Annotated in this window: 10 protein-coding genes; 7 read left to right on the top strand and 3 right to left on the bottom strand. The window is 50.3% G+C overall.

What is annotated here, in order from left to right:
• Window positions 1-86 precede the first annotated feature (86 nt).
• The 4 genes from ABT58_RS12915 to ABT58_RS12900 all read left to right on the top strand — a co-directional run bounded on the left by ABT58_RS12915 (window position 87) and on the right by ABT58_RS12900 (window position 17,109).
• On the top strand, window positions 87-6,530 hold the full coding sequence (locus ABT58_RS12915; protein ID WP_047874807.1) for a fibronectin type III domain-containing protein: 6,444 nt from the start codon (window positions 87-89) through the stop codon (window positions 6,528-6,530).
• Window positions 6,527-10,828, top strand: coding sequence for a polymorphic toxin-type HINT domain-containing protein (locus tag ABT58_RS12910; RefSeq protein ID WP_047874806.1), 4,302 nt, complete (start codon window positions 6,527-6,529; stop codon window positions 10,826-10,828). The genes ABT58_RS12915 and ABT58_RS12910 overlap by 4 nt, the downstream gene beginning before the upstream one ends.
• A gap of 101 nt (window positions 10,829-10,929) precedes the next feature.
• On the top strand, window positions 10,930-16,200 hold the full coding sequence (locus tag ABT58_RS12905; RefSeq protein ID WP_047874805.1) for a golvesin C-terminal-like domain-containing protein: 5,271 nt from the start codon (window positions 10,930-10,932) through the stop codon (window positions 16,198-16,200).
• Between the two features lie 3 nt (window positions 16,201-16,203).
• A complete protein-coding gene (locus ABT58_RS12900; RefSeq protein ID WP_047874804.1) occupies window positions 16,204-17,109 on the top strand; it encodes a hypothetical protein in 906 nt (301 codons plus the stop codon).
• A gap of 106 nt (window positions 17,110-17,215) precedes the next feature.
• On the opposite strand, the gene pbpG is transcribed toward ABT58_RS12900, so the two are convergent.
• Window positions 17,216-18,115 carry a D-alanyl-D-alanine endopeptidase gene (gene pbpG / locus ABT58_RS12895; protein WP_229821638.1) on the bottom strand — a complete coding sequence of 300 codons (900 nt, stop codon included), beginning with the start codon at window positions 18,113-18,115 and terminating at the stop codon, window positions 17,216-17,218.
• 144 nt (window positions 18,116-18,259) lie between these two features.
• Here pbpG and ABT58_RS12890 point away from each other — a divergent pair, with 144 nt between their 5' ends.
• On the top strand, window positions 18,260-18,619 hold the full coding sequence (locus ABT58_RS12890; RefSeq protein WP_047874803.1) for an MmcQ/YjbR family DNA-binding protein: 360 nt from the start codon (window positions 18,260-18,262) through the stop codon (window positions 18,617-18,619).
• A 363-nt stretch (window positions 18,620-18,982) separates the two neighbouring features.
• Here ABT58_RS12890 and ABT58_RS12885 read toward each other — a convergent pair whose 3' ends face one another.
• Window positions 18,983-19,897, bottom strand: a complete 915-nt coding sequence (locus tag ABT58_RS12885) for a helix-turn-helix transcriptional regulator (RefSeq protein WP_047874802.1) — start codon at window positions 19,895-19,897, stop codon at window positions 18,983-18,985.
• The gene (gene fdhD / locus ABT58_RS12880; RefSeq protein WP_047874801.1) at window positions 19,897-20,790 is read right to left on the bottom strand and encodes a formate dehydrogenase accessory sulfurtransferase FdhD; all 894 of its coding nucleotides are present in this window, start codon (window positions 20,788-20,790) and stop codon (window positions 19,897-19,899) included. Before fdhD ends, ABT58_RS12885 begins: the two co-directional genes overlap by 1 nt.
• Before the next feature lie 479 nt (window positions 20,791-21,269).
• Between fdhD and ABT58_RS12875 the strand changes: the two genes are divergently transcribed.
• The gene (locus ABT58_RS12875) at window positions 21,270-21,746 is read left to right on the top strand and encodes a DUF3305 domain-containing protein (protein WP_047874800.1); all 477 of its coding nucleotides are present in this window, start codon (window positions 21,270-21,272) and stop codon (window positions 21,744-21,746) included.
• Complete coding sequence (locus ABT58_RS12870) at window positions 21,736-22,614, top strand: DUF3306 domain-containing protein (protein WP_053063078.1); 879 nt, start codon at window positions 21,736-21,738, stop codon at window positions 22,612-22,614. The genes ABT58_RS12875 and ABT58_RS12870 overlap by 11 nt, the downstream gene beginning before the upstream one ends.
• The last annotated feature ends 387 nt before the right edge of the window (window positions 22,615-23,001 follow it).

Genomic DNA, 23,001 nt, shown 5'->3' with positions numbered 1-23,001 from the left:
TCTAAGTGTCTGATATTGAAGAATCATTCTTGCGTTTTCCCTGTATTATAGAGGTGTCTCTGTATAGCTAAATGGAACGTGAGTGAATGCGAAACCCCGTCTGTATCTTGTTTGCCGTTGGCAGTTTGTTCAGTGTTCAAGGTGTGGCGTCTGTGCAAGGTGCGCATGCGGATACGCCACTGGAACCTGCTAACCGTGGTATGACAAAACGCTCACAGTCTGTCTTTCATCCCAACAATGTGCTGCCCGAACCGGTACAAGGGCTCAAAATTGCTCATGTGGATGTCAATAAATTAACCGTGGTATGGCAAAAACCGGCTAGCTCAGCGATGACTGATCTGGCGGGCTATCATGTCAGGATTAATCAGCAAGCACCGATAGCGTTGTCGCGTGATGTCCATGCATTTACTTTTTCGCCTGTGTTACCGAGTTCCCGTTACGATATTGCCGTTTCGCCAGTGAATGCGTTGGGTAATGAAGGGGAAGCGGTGAATGTATCGACCGTTTCATTATTAGCGAACCTGAATAGCGTGACAGCGATAGGCTTGGATCGACAAGCCAAATTGCGTTGGCAGCCAGCCAGGCCGTATCAGCTTGTGTCTGCATATAAGGTGTATGTGTCTGACGCACCGTTTGATTCGGTGCGTGGATTAGTCCCTCGATTTACCTTGGATAAAAATACTCGTGAAGCCGTACTGAATGGTTTGGAAAATGGCCGGACGTATTATGTGGCGGTCAGTGTGGTGAATACAGCAGGGTTAGAAACGGACATCGTTCGAAGTGTACAGGTCATGCCGGAGCAAGATCGGCAAGGGCCGGTGATTGCGGATGTGTTATTAGACGGCATCCCTTTATCGAACCTTGAAAATAATGTGGTCGTGGATGGAGTTCTGACCACGAGTGTGAATGATCCCAGCGGTGTCTCTGCCGTTAGTTATTACCTGAGTGCATCAAATGCCAATACGCCGCAGGCAAAGCCATCACATAAGCAACCCTTAGGTGATGAATTCAATGCCAAAACGGGGTTTGAACGTCCGTTTCTCATCGATCATCGTGATGATGGCGAATACACCTTGCACGTGGTTGCCCGAGATAGCCGCGACAATGAAACCACAGTGTCTTATCCCATCCATCTGCTGAAAAGCGTGCCTGATGCGCCGACAATTTCTGATGTTTTTGTTGAAGAAGACAGCGATCCCTCAGAGGCGGCTCTCTCTTCTAAAAGGGTATATACCCGCCATGCGCAGTATCCGGTTGTGGTGTCTGCCAAAGTCGGTCAACACGTGCAGCTGGTGGTCAACGGTGAGCCATTGGCTTGGCAGACCGTGGATGAAAAGGGGCAGGTAACCATTACGGCATCGCTGACCGAGGGCTTGAATACCTTGTCAGCAGTAGCGAAAAATCGGGCGGGGATCAGTGAGGCGTCTGAGTCGTTCGGTATTGTGTTAAATCCCAATATCCCTGCGCAGCTATCAGGTCTGGTGGCAACAGCGCAACCCCAAGGGCATATTGCCTTACATTGGCAGCCGGATAGTAGTCGTAAAACGATTACCTACAATGTGTACCGCAGTGATAGCCCATTTTTGACGGCCGAAGCGGGAGAAAGACTCAATATCTATCCGATCAGGCAGCCGCGTTATGAGGATTTACCGGCGCTTGATGGTCATTATTATTATCGTGTTGAAGCGGTGTCGGAAGATGGGTTGCGCGGAGAGGCATCTACTCAGGCTTCCGCTGAATCAGACCGAACAAAACCCACTGCGCGTGCCATTTGGGTTGATGCCAACTCTTCGTTGACCGTCGCCGCGCATTCATCAGAACCGCGCGTTAATGCGCTTTCTACCGTTGCTGATACTGATGCTGCTGCTGTGCTGGGTGAAGAGACGGTTCAGATCACATTGGAACTGGATGAACCAGTTCCGTCACTACCGTATTTAGCTTTGCAGGCGAAAGGCAAAACGCCATTAGGGGTGACGTTAACGCCTGTCCCGACATCTCAATCGAAGGACGGGTCGACAGCGTTTGTGGGAGAGTTGACGATCCCGGCGGATTATCATTCCGGTCAGGCACAATGGGTGTTTTCAGCCCGTGACCGGGTGGGGAATCGTGGGACATACGTGGCCACCGGACAAGACGTGATCACCATTGATACCACTGGGCCACAGCCGAAAGCGGTGACCTTTTATACCCCCCAAATTATCCAAAACAAGGCTGAACACCCTGCGGTGATCCGTTTTGCTGTCGAGTTGGATGAAGCACTGGCCGAGCCGCCGACATTTGCTTTGCGCGGTGTTGCTGGGGAAACGTTGCCGATCACTTCATTAGCACAGCAATCATCTACCCGCTGGTTAGCATCTGTCACACTTCCGGCGGATCTTGGTCGTGAGCACCCGGCCTATTTACATGTCATTTATGAAGCCGTGGACACCTTGGGAAACCGCCATCGTGGGCGTTTGCATCCGGCTGAGATTGAAGTCTATCAAACGGCGTTGCCTGCGTTATCGGCGCCTGCGCAATTGACGGCGATGTCAGCGCCTGACGGTCACATTGCGCTGCAGTGGTCAGCCGTAGACAACGCCGCAGGTTACGAGGTATTCCGTCGAGAGATCAACGAGGATGCATTTGAACGCATTGCCCGTGTGATGAGGGATGATTCCAACGCCTCTCAAGCGCAGGGAGCGCCTGAAGTTGTGCACTATACCGATGAGACCGCAGACGAGGGACGCTATGTGTATGCCGTTGCCAGTGTGCGTCGCTTATTGGCTAAAGATGTTCGAACAGAAGGCGCTGTGACAGAAGAAGCGAGAACATTGACAGAAGAAGCGATCAGCGGCTTCAGTGACGAAGTTGTTGCGGATAGCGACCGTCATGCACCGAGTCGACCCACAAACCTGTCCGCGACGTTGGATATTGATGGTGTGCATTTGCAATGGCAATCCCATGTTGCGGATGTACAGGCTAAAGAGGAAATACCAGAGGTTGGCACCCGTTATCAGGTGTATCGCTTAGCTGGGAATGACGTTATTTCGAAGACAGGTACTTTGCAGGCTAATACCTTGCTGACGGATGCCACGCGAGTCGGCGAGCCCATTGCCGGTTTGCAGGCTATCGATAGCACGCCATTAATGGGAGAGGCGGTTTATGTGGTGACGGCCTTGGATGACGCTGAGAATGAATCGTTGCCTTCAGCGCCGTTAGCGGTGGATTCACCATTATTACCGGTGAACCAATTGGTGGTGAGGCAGAAAAATGGCGGCGCCCCGATGATTGGCTGGCAGCACCCGGCTTATTTTGATCCGTCTAAAGCTCAGCTGTTCCAAGGTCTGCCAGAAAATCAGCAAAAAGACAAGCAAAAAGGCAAACAAGAAGGCAAGCAAGGTCAAGCTGGCGAAGTCGTTAGAAACGGCGACATCGCCGGATTTGACGTGCACTTAAAAACGGATCATAAAAGTGCGCCCTTGAATGATCAGTTGCTAACTAACAATCAATTTGTCGACACCGGCTTTACCCATCAGGCGCGTCATTACCAGGTGTTTGCGCGTGATGCTGACGGTAAACACAGTCTCGCGCGTGACATTATATTGCCCTATGTGTCGGTGCAGCTTGCTGAAGCTGCGAACAATCACGGTGTGAATGATCGGGTTTCTGATAGCCAAGCAACGCGTCAGCGCTTACAACGCGGTGTAATGAATGCATTGGCTTTTGATATTCAAAGTGACACGCCAATAGACGATGCTCAGTTGTCTCTTTCCATTGCGGGCAAAACCTATCTTTCCGATGTGTTTGATGTAAAAGCACAGCAGGATATGCATGGCCCTTATTCCACACGAATTCAGATGGCTGTGGTGGGTGAGGCAGATTGGCAAGCCAACGAAATGATCACCACTTCTCTGATGACCTCCCAAAGCGATTCAAAGAAAGCCAATCGCATTGAGATCCAACATACCTTTGAGCAAGCGGTGACAGACAACCGATATGTGGTGACACTGGACAGTAAAAATACGGTCCGAGGTGAAGTCGGGCAGGTGCGCCTGCAACTGGAAAATCGCTCAGCGTTACCGATCAGCGTGGATCTTGGCGCCGAACATCAAAGTGCGGTGCAATTTCAGATAAAAGATGCGGACGGCAATGTGTACGGCATAGTGAGCGGTGAAGCGTTACGCGATGCCGTTGTACACCATACCGGTGTGTCGTCAGATCTCAATCACAAAACGGCCAATGACAAAACGCTTAACGAGAAAGGCTTGCTCACCATTGCCCCTCACAGCACCTATACCTCACCGTGGTTAGACATGCCGATACCGGGTAACGTGCCGGATACAGTTTTCCTGCATGTAGACGTGGTGCAATTAACTTATCGGCCGACAGACGGCATGCATCCAATGCCAATGCGCTCAGCAGCCACTGACCTGGCAACATCCGATGCGAAGCATGCCTCTTCCGTACTGCGTGGCATGTCGCACCGTCAATTGATCAGCACGGTCAGACCGGCATACTACGCCGATTTGCAGACTGTAACGCCTGCAATAGCTTATTCCGATCAAGCCATCACGCTACAAGGGGAAGTGAGAGACAGCCTGACTCACCAACGAGTGCCACATGCCATGTTGGATTTGGTGCTTGATGTGGCGGGTTTCGAAAAAACGGTGACGATAGCGTCTGATCTCAATGGCATGTTCCGTTACCAGTATCAACCCACAGAGCAAGAAAGTGGCCAGTATCGTTTTTCTTTGATTCACCCATCCAGTACCGACCGTCCCGATCAAGGGGGCTTTACGATTAACCGCTTGCATACCGATGTGTCTGCCGTGAATGTGGTGACACCGCGTGATGAAAATGCAGACATAACGCTGAAGGTACGGAATCCGCAACAACTGGATTATCCCGATGTGTATTGGGATGTAGAGGGCGGCTTACCGGAGGGAGTGACACTCACGGTACCCAACCCGCGCGATATTGCCGGCCATTCAGAAACCGTGTTGCCGGTAACATTTCACGCCAACACACAGAGCGCGGCGCAAGGGGAAGTGATCTTACAGCTGAAATCCTCCCTGAGTGGTCATCAACCGTTGGCATCGGTGATCGTTGACTACCGTTTAGGCGAGGCGTATCCGGCACTTTCTTATCACCCTGCACAGATTGAAACCGGTGTGACGATGTCCGGTCAGGTAAGTGAAACCGTTCACTTGGAAAACCACGGGCATGCCATCATGCAAAACGTCAATTTGCAGTTGTTGGCGCAGGATAATTCGCCCGCATCCAGTTGGATCACGCTAAAAGGTGCCTCGGCACTGGGGGACATTGCACCGGGAGAACGTGTGGGTGTCAGCGTGACGTTGTCACCGCAAGGACAGCTGCGACCACGTGTGTATCACTACAAATTACGGGTGACGAGCAATAATGCTCCTGCACGCGATATTCCTATCATTGCCTTGGTGTCAGAACAAAGCACAGGGGGCTTGCAGTTTAAGGTTGATAACCTTTACAGCGGTTCGCTCGATGCTCAAGGGAAAATCGTACGTGGCAAAGCAGGCGCCTTGGTGCGTTTTCAGCATAAGGCTATTCCTTCCATCCATTATGACGCCATGACGGATGAAGCTGGCGAAATCTATTTGCCTGACATGGAGAAAGGTGCCTACCACTATTTGGTATCAGCGCCTCATCATGATGATCTATCCGGAGAAATTCAGATTGCGCCGAGCATTGTCAGAAACCTTGAGGTTTTTCTTAATTACCAAACAGCAGAGTCGCATTCAGCACAAGGTTGGACCGCACACGGTTGGGCTGCACAAAGATGGGCTTCGCATGATTGGACTGCACTGAATGGAGAGGTGAATGGAGCGCTGAATGGAGAGATGAATGCGTTACATTCCTCATTATCTGCTTCTGCTTCTGCTTCTGCTTCGGGGAGCGCTGCGACGATAGTAAGCGATGTGCCCGCTGCTGTCGTGACGCTGTCACCGAGTGTCATTACGCTACCGACCATGATGGCCGGTGATGTGGTGTATGGTGAACTGACTCTTACCAATCACGGTTTGTTACCCGCTGAGTCATTGGCGTTAGTCTTACCCCCTTCAGATGAGTATTTCGCTGTTTCGTTTTTGCCGTCTGCTATTCCCGCGTCATTGGCCCCGAAAGCACAGGTACGTATTCCGTATCGTGTGGTGAGTTTACAAACACGATCATCGCAACAGGCACCGGAACTCGCACCGCAATCAACGCGCAGCGTATCGGCTCCTAATGCACAGTGTGCGACGTATGCCCGTTGTACGCTGGGGGAATACCGTTACACGTCAACGTTATCGACCACTCGTCAGGCACAAGCGCGTGCCTGCTTTATCGAACCCGTAAGCGATACGCATTGTGTAATGGAAGAGACGGACTATCAGGCATCACCGGAGTCATCACCACCGATCCCCGTTCCGCCGTTCAATAATCCGTTTGGCTGGTATGGCTATGGTTTTAGCTTAGGTAACGACAACGGTAGTGGCACTCTCACTTCACAGGATCAGGATAAATCAGCAGGATGATGAAGAAAAAGAAACTCGGCCTGATCTTGGCCATGTTATCGCAGTGTCTGCCGACGTACGCGTCAGCGACCACCGTGCTGGAACAAGCGCCTGGCTATGATTCAGGGTTGATGCAACAGCGCGCGGAAGATTTGCGCGTGAAAGTCATGGGTGGCGAGGTGATCTGGCTACGTGATTTTGCTCAGGGGCGTTGGTCTTTCAATCCTCAATGGAGCAATGTGTCTTTTGGTACGTTGCCGACGGCAGTGTTACTGAAGGATGCGGCGAAAGAGACGGTGTTGGAAGATAAAACGGTTTTGTACCGCAACGGCGATGCCTATCATCTTGATCACCAAGCGCCGGGGCGTTTGTATCGTCACGACGCGCATGAGACGATTGAACAAGCGAAAAGTGGGTTTGTTTGGCGCAACCGAGACGGTGATTGGATCCGTTACGATATGGATGGCGTGATCGTTGCCTATGGGCATGGCGCGTTGGAGACGGCGACCTTTACCCATAATGCTTCTCGCCAAATGACCGCAGTGAATGATCGACATGGGCAAACGGTGCTGACGTTGGTGTATGACGAAGATCGTCTTGTCAGCGTCACGGATCGCGTCGGGCGGACGGTGCGCTATACCTGGCAAGACGCTTTGCTGGTGGCGGTGACGGATGTCAACGGGCTGCAATGGCACTATGAATATGATCAAAACGAGACGTTACCCGCTGCGATGCGTCGTTTTACCGACCCGCAATTACGCAGTTGGACCTTCACCAACCGTATGGTAGGCGGTGAAATTGCCCAGATTTGTGATAGCAAAGGTCAGCAATGGCGCATGGTGGCGCGGCCAGTTTCAGTCCATCAGCAGGACCGTCACAATGAGGCTGGCGAACAGCAGGATAAGGCGAAACCTGCGAATTCATCTTCCTCTCCAGTGATTCCCGCCGTGCATGACATACGGGGGAAAGTACTGGCGATCGCCCCGGCACCTATCCCTAATACGACGGATTGCCAAACAGTGGCGATCCCCCGACGCATGATCACCGAATCTGTGACCAATCACGATGGGCTGACTGAACATTATGGTTATGCATACCATCGACGCCAACAGGCCTATTACCAGTACCATAAAGATACGGCCGGACGAGAGACGGAAACCTATTTTGATAAAGATGGGGCAGTCACCCATGTTCGCAGCGTTGATGTGTCTGCGTCCCATGCTCCTAATATGGATGATCCCCATGTAGGTGCTCCTCACGTGGATGCTGCCTATGTAGATGCTCCTCATGTGGATGCTCTCTATGTAGAGAGACAAGCGCACACGAATAAATCTGATCAACGTGGCTTACGGGTGGAGTATCATCCGAAGTGGAATAAGCCAACCCGCATCATCAATGAAGATGGCATCGTCACGACGTTGACCTATGACGGCGATGGCATGCTGACACAACGTGTTGAGGCATTCGGGTTGCCTGAGCAGCTGACGGTAGATTATCAGTACAATGACCATCAATTATTGAGTCAAATGATGGTGCAAGGGCGAGAATCCCATCAGGTGGTGACTTACAACTGGGTCTACGATACGCACGGAAACCGAGTGAAAGACATCGTTAACGATGCCGTGATCCGCGAATACAAAGCGTTTACGATCACCGGGCAGCCGCAAATTGTCATTGATGGACGGGGTAAAACGTGGCGTTATCGCTACGATAAGTTAGGTTGCGTTGTTCAAGCTACTGATCCCAATAAACAGGTCACGTCTTATCAATACGATAATGTCGGCAATCTTGTCGCTATCATCGATAAAAATAAGCAAAAAACGCAGTTTGTTTATAACGCCGACAATCAACGGATCAAGACGGTGTATCCAGATGACTCACATCGTGAGTACCCTGAGGCGGCTGATCTCCATGATTTGCCTCTTCGCCATGTTTATTCTCAAAATGCTCATCCACAACCTGTTTATCCTGCTTATCTCGCAGATGCCTTAACGGCCGAGAGTCACCACGTTGATTTGTTAAGGGAAAAAGACCTGCGAATGGCATCGGCGCATTTTCAATACGATGCGTTTGATCAGGTGCGACAGCGTGACGTGGATGGTGAAGTCACACGCTATCAATACTCGTTATTCGGTGCGCCGAGCCGCATTGAAGCGCATGATGGTCAGATCACGGACATTGAATACGATGTGCAGGGGCGAGCGGTACGTCAGCAGCGTGCAGGCTTGGGCTTCTGGACATGGCAATATGACGGCAATGGTAACGTCACCCGCATGACGGACAGTAATCAAAGTGCGTTGGACTTTGTTTACGATGACGCCAACCGCCTGCGCCAAGAGCGTTGGTACACCCATCCGCAATCCTCCTCTTTGTCGGCGGCTACCACGTTGTCCTATCAATATGACAATGCCGGGCAGTTAATGGGCTGGCAAAGTCAATCCGGGAAAAAGAAGACGGCAGGGACATTCACCCGTGACACCTTGGGCCGTATTACCGCTGAGTCGGTGGACTTTGGCCCGTTTACCAAGCGTTATCAGTATGCTTATACGCCGGAAGGGTTGCTCCAAAGCTTGACCATGCCGGATGGGCGCGTGTTTGATTATGAATATGATGCGCAGCATCGCCTGACTCGGGTGAAAATCCCTGGTGAGGGGTCAATCACGGTGCGTGATTATGTCGGGGAAGATGCAGCAAGGGGAGATTTCGCCTTACCGCGTGAAGAAATGCTGCCGGGCGGGATGGTTCGTTACACTCACTATGGCGAGGCGACGGACGACACTGCTGCAATCAAAACCGCTGTGATCAAACCCGTTAGTGTGACGGTGAAAAATGCACATCAACAAACACTGATTACGCTCGGGGCAAATATGGCGCAAGGGGGGTATTACTCAAGCGCCACCGCAACGCCAGCTATCACGACCACAACTACAACCAAGGCCACAACTGCAATCAAGACCACAACGATGACAGAGGAGCCGTCTGGAGAACTGGCGGTCACCGCATCACCTCACGTGCTGGCCTTTTCGCCCAGCGGGCAATTGGTCAGTCAAAATGCCCGTCAGTATCGTTATGACTCTCAGGGTAATGTGATTGAGCAAACGGTCGAACAAGCGCAGCGTACATTGATTTACGATGCGCGAGATCGCTTACAACGTGTTATTGAAACTGATATTGAAACGTCGTTGTCAGCTTCTCTGAAAGCCAAGCCCCGCCATATTGCGTTTGATTATGATCCGTTAGACCGTCGTGTCAGCAAAACCGTTGATGGCATAACCACGTATTATTTGTACGGTGCTATGGGCTTGCTGGCTGAATACGATCAGCAAGGTAATATGTTACGCAGCTATGGTTATCGACCGGATGCCGAAGCAGGTGACATACCATTGTTCATGCATACGGCAGATGGTGCTTATTACTACTACCATGCCGATCCGCAGGGGCAACCAGCTGTCTTAACTGATCGCACTGGCCAAATTGTTTGGTCGGCATCGATGCCCGACAAAGCTTGGCGAACGTCCATGCGAGAGGAATCGTCGCCATTTTCGCTCGATAATCCTATTCATCGGGCTGGTCGATACTATGACCGTGAAACCCACCTGTATTACAGCCAAGCCCGTTATTACGATCCAGAAATGGGACGCTATCTGACACCCAGCCGTCATCCACTGACCGCCACTGATAATCTGTATACCGAGATGGGAGCCACTCGCACCGCACGGGATTTGGATAAACAAGGTTTTGGCGTGCAGGGCTGGGATAAGGACCGGGATATGAAGCGTTTCATTGATGCGCGTTATGTCGACGCGAATGCATTAGTCCATACCGCCGAAGGGCTCACGCCGATTGCGGAGTTATCGCCGGGCGATCATGTGTTGTCACTGGATAAATGGACCGGCCATGAAAGTTATCAGCCTGTGGCAAAGATTAAAACGCAGCCGCAGCGTAATGAATGGACCGTGGTGAAGCTGGTGGATGGGAAATCATTCACCGTTGCCCCTGAGCAGACTTTTTATCTGTCTGAGCAAGGTTGGGTGAAAGCGACGGATGTGAAGGCGGGGGATGCATTGCGTATATCACCGTCTGGCACCACCGCAGTGCTCGATGTGACTCGCAAATTGACACATTCGACCCGCTATAGTTTAGAGATCCCCAACACTCACACATTTTTTGTCGGTAAAGACAAGCAGTTAATCGATAGAATTGCGTTAGATAATAGTCAGTTATACACACCTGTTTTACAGGCTATGACACCATCAACCGTCCAGCAATTGGATCGTATGGCGAGCAAGGCACAGATGCCATTGGATAGCTTGAAATAGTCATCGCAACGACTGAGAACGCGTGAAGAAAAAGGACAAAGCGCACGGTTTGGCCATCTTGCCCATAACCACACTGTGCGGTTTAACAAAGGATGTTATTCGTGGAATCACAATTGTCACAATGTAAAAAGTTGGCCGTGAGTCTTTTGCTGTGTGCCGGTACATCGGTGCACGCGACAGAAACGTCATTATCCGCCGTGGTAGCGTTGGATATCAATCAAACCCACGTGCTGGAAAGGCAAGGGTTTGAAGCGGTAATGACCATGAATAACGCCTTGGATCACCAAGCATTGACTGACATTCACATAACGTTGAATTTCATTGATGAAAAAGGGAATCCGGTGATTGCGTCGACCGATCCGGCACACCCTCGTGCGGCATTTATCATTCATGAAGCGCATTTAGATGGTATCAAAAACACTGAGGGCGATGGAACCTTGCCGCCCTCTCAGCAAGCGACTGCGCGTTGGTTTATTGTGCCGGCGTTAGGCAGTGGCGGGCAAACACCGACCGGGAATCTTTATTATGCCGGTGCATCGCTGTCATACACCTTGGATGATCAGCGTGAGGAAATCCCGGTGTCTCCGGATACCTTACGGGTACAGCCCATCCCGATGTTGAGTTTGGACTATTTCTTACCGCGCGAAGTGCACGGGGATGATCCCCGCACCGTGGGTATTGAAGCCGTGGAGCCGTTTACGGTTGGGGTGCGGGTGACAAACCGAGGGCATGGTGACGCGCAGGGGGTCAGTATTGCCAGTGCGGCGACAGAAATCATTGAAGATGCCCGTGGCCAACCGGTGGATTACACCATCACGGAAAGTTATGTGGATGACAGTGCGGCGAGTCGTTCGTTAACGTTGGCGCTGGGGGATCTGCCTGCACAAGCGAGCGTGACGGGACGCTGGCAAATGGAAACCGCCCGCAGCGCGCGTTTGGCCGGGTTTGATGCCCGCTTTACGCATCGTGACAAACAAGGCCAACCGCTGTCGAGTTTGGTCAGTGCCGTTCAAACCCATCCGTTGTTGAAAGCGGTGAGGGTAGAGGCGCCAAATCAGGATAGCATCACCGACTTTTTGGCTTATAAGGGTGATGCGTTAACGCTGTTTACCTCTCATGGCGAAGATATGACAGTGACCGATCATTCGGCGCAAGCTCGTTTTGAAGCGTTATCATCACCTCTTTTATCATCCCGTGCTTCATCGTCGGTCAGTGGTTCACATTTGGCCAATGAACCTGCGGATGCACTGGATCAGCAAGACGCCGATGATCCCAATATTTTGCTCGATTCGGCTTCTCCGATGGCCATGCCACCCGCCGAGTTAGTCGCGGCAGCGCAATTAGCGAAAGAAAAAGCAGCAGAAAGTGCGACGGCGGCACAAGCGCGCCTTTTCAGTCATCAACTGCTCTTTCCTGCGACGTCAGAACCTACGTATGTACGTATTGCAGATCCCTTTAAAGGAAAAAAAGCCATTGCACAGGTGTTGCGCAGTGACGGGCGTTTAGTGAATCCGCAAAACGTCTGGCTTACTCAACATTTTGATGAAACCACCATGATGTGGTCGCATTACTTGCACCTGTTTGATGTGCAAAGTACGGGCGAATATGTTTTTGATTTTATCGAGCAGGTAGAACAACCCGCTGCGCCACGTATGCGTTATATCCCCGATATGATTGGTCATGAAGGCGGTATCATCGATTTTTATATTGATGCTGAAGATGTCAATAACGATCCTCTGAGCGTGACTGTTTCACCGATGCCGGAAGGCGCAAAACTGGTTGAGATCGCCAATGGCAAAGCGCGTTTTACCTGGTCGGTTCAAATCGGGCAGGTGGGTAACTATCCGGTGATTGTGTCCGCCAGTGACGGGGAACGTTATACCAATCAGCGCGTGTTGTTGGCGGTGAACCCAAGTTATGACATTGACGGCGACGGCATGGACGATGACTGGGAGCGCAAACACTTCATGACCCTGGCCCGCGATGGCATTGGGGATTATGACGATGACGGCATTCCTGATTTTGAAGAATTTGAAAAAGGCAGCAATCCAACGCTCGATAATGGCCCGCACACACCGGCTATTGTGGCGCCGATGACCGATGTCGTGACAGATCCGAAAGTGGCGCTTACGGTGAATAATGCGGCGTATGCCGGCAGTAAAGCGATCTCGTATTTCTTTGAAGTCTTTACCGATGAAGGGATGACACAGCCGTTTGTGGCGTCTGGCCCGGTAGAAGAAGGCGATAGCCAGACGCGTTGGCAACCAACAGGTGCATGGGGTGAAAATCAACATTATTACTGGCGTGTGCGTGCCTACAATGGTGATGTGTACAGCCCTTGGAACTATGGCGCGTTTTATCTGAACCAAGTCAATGAAGCGCCCACTGTACCGCAATTAAATTCACCGCTGGATACCACCAGTGTGGATACCTTTATGCCGCTGCTCAGTGTGGTAAATGCTGAAGATCCGGAAGGTAGAGAGCTAACCTATACCTTTGCGCTGTATAGCGATGAAGGATTGACGAAATTGGTGGCGCAATCCAGTGCAATTGTGGGTCAACATAATGGGCAAACCCAATGGCAATCCACCGAATCCTTATTGGAAGGCGCACAGTATTATTGGCAGGTTACCGCAACGGATCCGGACGGTGCACAATCGCGCTCCAGTGTGTCGCAATTTACGGTATTAACGGCCAATGCGCGTCCGGCAACACCGGATTTGATCGCTCCGCATCAGGGGCAAGTGATCACACAAGATTATCTCGATATTGTTGTCTCTCAATCAGACGATCGCGATGGGCATAGTGTCGGCTATGCTTTTGAGCTGGATACGGTACCGACCTTTAACTCGGCCACCAAACGTGGGCAGTTGATTTGGCCGCAAGAGGAAGGCGACGTGGTTTGGTCTGTCGATCAACTGCAAGCGGGGCAAACCTATTTCTGGCGTGTGAAAGCGGTTGATGACAATGATGCGTACAGCGATGTGCTTAACGGGCAATTTACCGTCCAACAAGGGCAATTACCACTGCGCAAGCCTGTTGTGAAGAATCCGGGACAGGGCGCATGGGTTGCCAGTACCGCACCTGTGTTGGAATTGCATGATGCCTCGCTATCAGAAAACATCCGCTATGAATTTGAAGTGTATGCCGAAGGCTTAGGGGCAAGTTTAATCACAACGGCGGTGTCACCATCACCTGCATTTCAGGTAAATCGGACATTGACGGATCGGACCTGGTATCACTGGCGAGTCCGTTCGGTGGATGAGGACGGACGCTACAGTCCTTGGACCGATAAAACCCGTTTCTATGTGGATGATCAACTGGCCGATGCCGTGCCGACACTGCGTTGGTTGAAACCACAAACAGATCTTGAAGTGAATATGGGAGAGCCTCTCACTTTGGCTTGGGTGGATGAAGACCCAGACAGCAGCGCTTCGGTGGATTTGTATTACACCCATTTAGATGATGCGCTGGAAACCCAGACGAAAGGCAATGATTTCAGTCTCACCGGAGCCGGTTGGGTTGAAGTGAATGCCGGTGATCAAGGTGCGTATTATGTCTTGCTACCAACGGGTGATACCGATACGAAGATGAGTGCCGGGGCGAATGCGGCTAAGGCTCAAGATCCTCAAATCACTCAAAGCGCCAAACCCCAATCGGAAAGTGCACAGGCGAAATGGCGCATGGCGGCATCGATGGCAGGCTACTATGAGCTACAAGCTTTCTGGCCAACGGCCGATTATGATTATCCGCAAACGGTGAGTTACACTGTCACGGATAAAGACAAGGTTGCGACAACTGTGACGGTGCAACCGACGGAAGGTTGGGTTTCTCTGGGCGTCTTCAGTCTGGCGGAAGGTGAATTCACACTGCAATTGAATACGGATTTACCGGTGAATTACGCACTGGGTCAGCACATTTTGGCCGATAAGGCCCGTATGCTACCGCTGGATTCCCCGAATCAATTAATGGTGTCGGCTTTAAATGAAGATGACGTGGAAAGCCGTTACCAATGGGATACCCATTCGTTGAATCCGGGTATGTATAAAGTCACGGCGATTATTCGTGATGATGTAAACAGTGTTGTGGTGCAATCGCCTGCGACCATCAAAGTGAATGAACCGGCGTATTTGCTGGTGGATGATGCGTCTGCTTTGGCCTCGTTAGATAAATTGGCGTATTCAGAAGAGCGCGCCAGTGGGTATATCGGGCACGGCTATCATGTTATGGACAATCCTGATGCCGCCAATGTGCTGCAAAGTGCGTGGCGTTTATCGATTCGAGAAGATGGCTGGTATGCCTTGGCGTTCCATGACTTGCCCGGTTTTGCTAATGATGCGCTGAGCTTCCGTATGTCTTCCCAATATGTTGATCAGGCTCTGCCGTCAGTACCTCGCCGTGTTGAGACTGAAAGTGGCGCCCGCTGGGCATCACTGGGTAAATATTGGCTTAAAGCAGGACACTATGAGATTAACGCGCAACTCGAACGCCCCGCACGAGCCGCGATAGATGCCATCAAGGTACAAAAAGTCGCAGGGGCATCCCGCACGGCGCTGGAAGTGGATAACCATTCCATTGACTTTACGGCGTCAGGGGCGGTGGATGTCAGTCAGCAATATGCCGGCTACCAAGGGGATGACTATAGCGTGATGTGTCCGGGGATTGACGGGCACGCGGCATGGGATGTGGAATTGCACCATGAAGGCTTGTACGAGGTCTTCACCAATTGGTCGGCGCATCAAACTCGCGCGTCAAATGCGCGTTATACGGTTCATCATCAGGCGTCACAAGGATATTCAGGCCAAGCGAATGCCTCATTACTCACCTCTCTACTGAAGAACCAACGTGAAAACGGCGGCGAGTGGCAATCGCTTGGGGTGTTCCATTTTGATGCGGGTATGGCAACGGTCAGTGTCAATAATCAGGATGCCAATGGTTGTGTCGTGGCTGATGCGGTGAAGTTTGTGAAGCGTGATGCGTCAGCCATCATTCTGGATAACGCTTCAGAGGCATTCCATCCATCGGGTTCATGGACGAAGAGTAAGCAGATAAGCGGTTTTGAAAAAGCGGATTATGCCTATTCCCGTTGGGGCGATGCGTATTGGCAAACCCAAATTGCCGAGGCAGGCACGTATCGAGTGGAAGCGATGTGGACGGCAGACGACGATCGCAGTGGTTCGGTGACCTACACCTTGTCAAATGCGCAGTCTGAATTGGACAGTAAGACCGTTTCGCAAAAGCACAATGGCGGGAAATGGCGTCATCTTGGCGAATTGACGTTACAACCGGGGCCGCTGAAAGTCAGTATTGAAAATGACTACTTCTGGGGTCTGGTCGTGGCAGATGCGATTCGTCTGACGAAGGTGGAGTAAGCCATGAACGTTTTCACTCGTCGCATGATGAATTCTCGTATTGTTAGTGGGCGTACGGCGTGTATACGTACCGCGTGTATTCAAGCTAGCGTGCTGTTAACCAGTCTGATGGCGGTGAGTCTGCCGTTGCAGGCGCAAACACAGGTGCAACCATTACAGCAAAAAACGCATCAATCGTGCATTAAAGCAGAAAGCAATAATGTTGAACGCAGTACTCAGGTAGCGCCTTTTGATGTGCTGTTGGACTTCGTGCTGCCAGTTTCCAGTAATACCGAACGTAATGTTGATTTGTATGCCATGACGGTGCCAGAACCCATTGCGAACTGGTATGTGGTGGATGTGAGCCAAGGCAGCACCATTTTGCCTCAAACGTTCAAAATGGCACTCCGGTCACTCAAACATAAAAGCTATTTGCACGATAAGCCGATTTTGCTGCTGGGTAACGGCATCAACTATCACGACTTAGAGATTGAAGTGGCTCAGCTTAATGAGCGGCTGCGTTTCCCGGTGAAAATCTTTCTTGGCGGGGTACCGGCTTGGCAGGAAACGCATCGGGATCGTACTCAGGAACATGAACATGCGCAAAGCACATATTCCATTCCAACCATTTTGCCGGCACAGTTTGTGGTTGAATCAGAACTGGGTAGCTGGGGATATATCTATACCGAGAAACAACTCGCGGCGCTGTTTTCACAGGCGGATTACACCTTCAATATGGATCGCTATTTGTTGATGGATAGTCGATTGGTGAAGATTTTGCAGGCAAGAAAAGACGGTGTACCTGAGAATTTGAAAGCCTCTTTGTTTGTGCTGGATGGCGGGTTATCGGCTTTGGAAAAATACGCCGTGCATCAAAGTCGCATTTTGTCTCGCATTCAAAAGCAAGAAAGTGAGCAGCCTTGTCAGTGATTGTGAAAAAGAGAAGGTAGTAAAAGAAAAGCGCCGATGTGATGTCGGCGCTTTTGATCTGAGCTTATTGCTCGGGGTTTGTTGATCTGGGTTTATTGCGCTGAGTTTATGGCGTTAAGGCTTTTAACTTTGTGCGCTGATAATGTTCGGCAGAATCAGAAATATCGCCGCTGTCACCGGTTGTAAGCCACTTCTTAATGCGGCTAGCATCGCCTAGCGGTGTTCGTTTGCCGTAAGCATCCAGCGTTACCATCACATAATCTTGTTTATCGATATTGGCAATCATCGCCAGGCAATGGCCAGCGACATCCAAATAGCCCGTTTTACTTAACGTAATGTCCCATTTGTTCCCTCGCACCAAGGCATTGGTATTGGTGTACGCCAGTTTATAACGTGGTTTTTTGAAGTACGCGGTATGCACCACGGTCGTACTGTACTTTTTGATTTCAGGGTACTTGCTGGCAGCCATGATCATCTTGTGTACATCGGCAGCGGTCGAGACGTTCTCTGGGCTCAATCCTGAACTGTCGACAAAGCGGGTATGCGTCATGCCCAAGGCTTTGGCTTTCTTATTCATCGCTTTGACAAACGCGCTGTGACCGCCAGGGTAGTTATCGGCGAGTGCGGCAGAAGCCAGGTTTTCTGATGACATTAACGCGATACGTAAGGCTTCTCCGCGTGTTAACTGCGATTGCATACGAATACGGGTGTAGTTGTTGTAAATGCGCTTTTTGTCATTCGCATCAAACGTCAGGGCTTCTTTTAACGGTTGTTTGGCATCTAACACGACAAGCGCGGTCATGACTTTGGTGAGCGAAGCGATGGGCATCACCACATCGGCATTTTTCTTGTACACCACATTGCCGGATTTCAATTCACTGACGTAGGCACTGACAGAAGCGGTTTCAATGTTTTTGCTGGATAACGGTTGGCTAGGGCTGGCGTAGGCGACCATGCTGGTGGCACTGACTAGCAGGAAAACAAAAGTGCGAAGAGGACGAATCAAAATGGCTCCTGTTTCGGGTAAACTGCAAGATGAACGTTTTAAGCGTAACGTGATTCCCACACGCTCGCTAGTTGTATTCATCGTTAATTTTAGGGCTATCAATAGAAGCTCATGACCTTTGTGTATAAAACGGGAGTATCCCACATGCAACGCACTGCATTGATTGATTACTTGGCGCAATTACCGGAGGCCGACAGTTCTTTTCCGTTTGGGCCAGAAGCGGAAGTGTTTAAAGTCTCCGGCAAAATGTTTGCTTTAGTCGCGCATTACAATGGGGAATGGCGTATCACGCTGAAAGGCACTCCTGTCGATAACATATTCCTGTGTGAGCAATTTACAGGGATCATTCCGGGATACCACATGAACAAGCAACATTGGATCACGGTGTCGCTAGAGCAGGATGTGAATGCCAGTATGATTTGTGATTTAGCCAAACAGTCTTACACGCTGGTGGTCAGTAAGTTACCGAAAGGCGAGCGAACCCGTTTGCAGATGTTGGAGTAGTAAAACCATTTAGATCGCAGTAAATAAATCTAACAAGAATGACTGCAAACTTGAGTGCTTTTGTTTTTGCTTTTTCATTTAGATGGCTTTCTTTGGCGGCAGGTATTTCACCATCTTTCAATATTGCTATCAAACTTACTATCAAACATAGGTTTTATCATTAAGCCGGATAGAGGGGAGTGTTACCACTCAATCCGCGCTGTTTTTAAGTCTGTTTAAGTTCTATGTCAGGGGATGAGTTATGTGTATCGACAGACATAGGTAAAGAGACTGATACAAAAAAGGGAACACCTAACCGTTTAAACACGGTCTGATAGTTCCCTTTTTTATTAAGGCTACATTAGCAATGGCCCGCTAACGGGCTTACTTAGCGCTCCACACTTGAATGCCGGTACGCTCAAACTGATAGCCACCCAGCTTGTCACCTTTGCCTTGTACATCGGTATCTGACAGGGCTTGCAGTAACTGCTGCGGCAGGGCGCGGAAATAGATGTTCTTCGGGATCACCAACTCAAAGGCTTCGGTACACAGGGGAATAAAGCCCAGCCCCAATTCACCGGCAGTACTTTGGCTGGCACACCCGACATCCGCTTCACCACGAGCAATAGCAGACGCCAGTTCTCGCTCACTGTGACACACGCCGACAGAGGTCAACATATCCACGGTATAAGCATGGTTATGTAGCCATTCGCCTAACGCACGCATACTACCGGCCCCTTCCTGACGTAGCGCCCAACGCCAACGGGCAGACAACAATTCTTGTGGCATCAACGAGCGGTTATTCACACACTCCGCAATCTCTTGAGAGACCACCAAACCTTGCTTACGCTCAAAGGCGTGGATCAACACCCAGTTCTTGTGCCCGGCATATTGCTGCAAGAGCGCAGGGTGACGTAGCAGGGCTTCCTCAGCATGGCCCCAATGAATGGCACACATGTCCACATGGCCTTTGCTTAACATCGACAAGCCTTGGCGCGTACCGGTAGAGGTATACCCCACGAGCGCGGTACTGCCCAGCTTGTTGGCCATATCACCCACCACCATTTGTAGAAGCGGATCGTCTGAGCCGGCTATCAATAAGCGATCATTCAAGGCGCCATTATGGCAAGAATCGAGAAGCCATTTGTCGAGCATGGATTTAGGGAATAACCATTTACCCGTTACTTTGGTTGCAGGCAACAAGCCATCATTGGCAAGGGCATAGACTTTCTTCTCGTTCAGATCGAGATACTCAGCCACTTGCTTGGCATTCATGAATTCAGGAAAAGCGGATTCCATTACGCATCACCTCGTTTCTTGGCATCTTGATGCGCATCGGTTGCTGCGTTTATTTGCTTGTCTGCGGCGGCGTCACCTTTCACATCAAGGATCAGATTCTCGCTACCGTTATAGATCTGGAAACGATGGCCTTTCGCGCGCGCAATCATGGTAATACCCAGTTTCTTCGCTAACTCGTAACCCATCTGCGTAGCACCGGAACGAGACAGCAACACAGGGATCCCCATTTGCGCCACTTTAATCACCATCTCTGAAGTCAGGCGACCAGTGGTATAGAAAATCTTATCAGCGCCTGTTTCACCTTGTAGCCACATCTCGCCGGCAAGGGTATCAACGGCATTATGACGGCCCACATCTTCCACAAACGACAGGATACTGGTGTCTTTACACACGGCACACCCGTGCACGGCACCGGCGGCTTTATAGGTTTCATTGTGATGGGTCAGCGATTCTAGAAGGCCGTATAACATTGACTGAGGAATGGTAGGCTGGGGCAGTTGAACGCCTTCCAGCTTTTTCATCACATTGCCGAACATGGTGCCTTGACCACAACCGGACGTTACCGTCTTCTTAGACAGCTTCTTCTCAATGCCATCGGTATTTTCGCGCGTGATCACCGCAGCGGAATTGGTTTCCCAGTCAATGATCAGTGATTCAATCGCATTAATGTCTTCAATAAAGCCCTGGTTTTTCAGGTAGCCGAGCACCAACGCAGACGGACGCTCACCCAAGGTCATCAAGGTAACAACTTCGACCCAGTTTAAATACACCGTTAACGGATGCTCGCAGGCAATTTCTTTTTCCATTAAGTCGCCATATTCATCCATCACCTGAACTGTCATGGTTTGCTTGACCGACGAGTGGGTCTTAATGATTTTTGGCAATTGGCTCATCAAAGATTCCTGCTGTAAAAATAGAAAGTATACGTCGTGTGTCGTCATACGCTTGGCTGAAGACTCGCGAAATGGGTCAGTCAGACTATTATCTTTAGTAACTTTCTTTACTGGCTGATCGGGGGTAAAACCGACGAAACGCGCGACGACGTATTTACGTATTCGGTGTATTAAGCAAACTTCGTTCCACATCTGCGATTGATAGGGTTTCATGGAGTGTTTATTGCGCAACCTTGTCTCAAAAAGGCAGTGAAGAAAAAGTGAAGTCAGACAAAGCAGATACCTGCGAGGAGAAAGCACAATCAAGAGACTAAATTGGTGATAAAAACAACGCTTAGTGATAAAGATCACATTTGTTGTTAAAGTTGGCCTGTTCTTTGCTTTATTATGCCCATCGGAGAGCCAATGCGATGGCATGACGTGTTCATGGGTATCGTGGTTTTCTCCCCTAAAACGCATTTACAGCGTAAGGAGTGAGCGTGCCAGAATTACATAAGGACGAAGCGGTTTGGCCGATAGCCTTCCGACTTGTCTCTGAAGAAAAGCAAATAGGGCGTTGGACAACACTTTCTTGGTCGATTGAGGATGTGTGTCTTTATGATGAAGACCAACAGGACTTCTTAGCAGAGAAAGAAGGCGGTTATTGCCTGCCTTTACAACTGCATATGCATGAGCGTAGCGACTATCGCTTTAACCTGAGCTCTCGCGATCCACACCTGTTTATTGTGTGTGTGGAAGAAAATGAAACATTGTCACCTTTGCTGATCACTGCGGCGCAAGGCTTGGCAAGCGGCTACATGGATGGCGATTATCAAGTATTGCACATCAAAACGCCGATTCAGGTTCAAGCGTGGATGGAAGCGTACATCGGTCGTCATGGCGAATTGTTAGAGTTCCGCAAGAAACGCTGTAAAGACAAGAACAAAGACAAAAAAGGGCGTTCGAGTGGCAACTAATTTCTTCCAGCGATGGTCAAGTCGCAAGTTAAAGGCCAGGGAAGAAACGGCGCCGGAAACGCCGGATACTGCCATTGTCAATGAAGACGCTACAACAGATGCTGCGGTTTCAAACGTTGTCCATGACGCAGCCGTAACGGAAGCAACCGCTGAGAACGCGGTAACGACCACAAAGGATAAAACCGCACCGGAATCACTGTCACCAGCAACATCGACAACGACATCAACAACAGCCGTTTCAACTGCTGAGGGGGTAGAGAGTGATAACAATGGCACCGAGAAAGATGAAAACGCAGAGGTAGCCCTGCCTACATTGAATGATGTAGTGAATGTCTCGTTTGAATCTGGCGTGACCGACTTTATGAAAGCGGGCGTTGAAAAGTCCGTGAAGAAAGCAGCATTGAGAAAGCTATTCCATTCTGATGAATTCAATTACATCAGTGATATGGATGACCATACGGAAGACTTCTCGAATGTGCCTGCGCTGGATGCCACGGTAACCGCACAATTGCGTAGTTGGGTTAACCAAGCGGCAGAGCATCTTGAAGACGCATTAGAACAGACGGTTTCCGGTGCTGACACTCAAGCATCCCCATCGGCTGCGCTGGTGGACGAAATTGATTCAGACGTTGCATTGCCAGACTCGTTCGAGCAATACCATGCTGATGAGCCTAAAGATGTCAATGCCAATGCAGGTGCTGATGACGCTGAAGCCTTGGCAGATAAGGCTCCGGCGGCGGATGCAGAAGATAAGCAAGACGCGACACACCGTCAGCTATCAGAGCGTGAAGAACACGCCGAGCAATACACTGAAAACAGCAATGATAATGAGCATGTGTCGTCCGCTAAAATGGACTCCACATCATAAGCAGCAACAACTGCGTCATCTAATAGGGTTATTCAACCCCAACAGCTTACGCCAAACCTAACAACGGATAGTTAGGCTGTAGAACGGGCATCAGTGTCTTGGTGCCCAGTATCACGAAAGAAATCAAGAACGATAAGTACGTTACTCAGTCGTCACGCAAAAAGCGAAAAAACTGAAGAGAACGCCTAACTGGGACAAAAAGGGAATAATACCCTTAAAGACTGTCGGGACATTTTGGCGCACTGCAAATTTTTGGATGGGACAAAATGTCCCCTGGGAATGTGGTCAAACTGTCTCGTTCGGATTCTGGCTCCTTTTAGGTCATTTTATTCCGTGAAAAGTTGGATCGGTTATTGCTCTATAGAAGAGCGTGAAGCGTTTTATTTT

It is taken from the genome of Photobacterium aphoticum, from assembly GCF_001029435.1.
GTDB lineage: Bacteria > Pseudomonadota > Gammaproteobacteria > Enterobacterales > Vibrionaceae > Photobacterium > Photobacterium aphoticum.
The sequence above is the reverse complement of the archived record's forward strand: the minus strand, read 5'-3'. Positions and strand labels throughout refer to the sequence as shown.

Coding starts and splice junctions, on each gene's coding strand:
- ABT58_RS12885 (WP_047874802.1), bottom strand. CDS start 19,897: ATGGAATCCGCTTTTCCTGAATTCATGAATGCCAAGCAAGTGGCTGAG.
- fdhD (WP_047874801.1), bottom strand. CDS start 20,790: ATGAGCCAATTGCCAAAAATCATTAAGACCCACTCGTCGGTCAAGCAA.
- ABT58_RS12900 (WP_047874804.1), top strand. CDS start 16,204: ATGAACGTTTTCACTCGTCGCATGATGAATTCTCGTATTGTTAGTGGG.
- ABT58_RS12915 (WP_047874807.1), top strand. CDS start 87: ATGCGAAACCCCGTCTGTATCTTGTTTGCCGTTGGCAGTTTGTTCAGT.
- ABT58_RS12890 (WP_047874803.1), top strand. CDS start 18,260: ATGCAACGCACTGCATTGATTGATTACTTGGCGCAATTACCGGAGGCC.
- ABT58_RS12910 (WP_047874806.1), top strand. CDS start 6,527: ATGATGAAGAAAAAGAAACTCGGCCTGATCTTGGCCATGTTATCGCAG.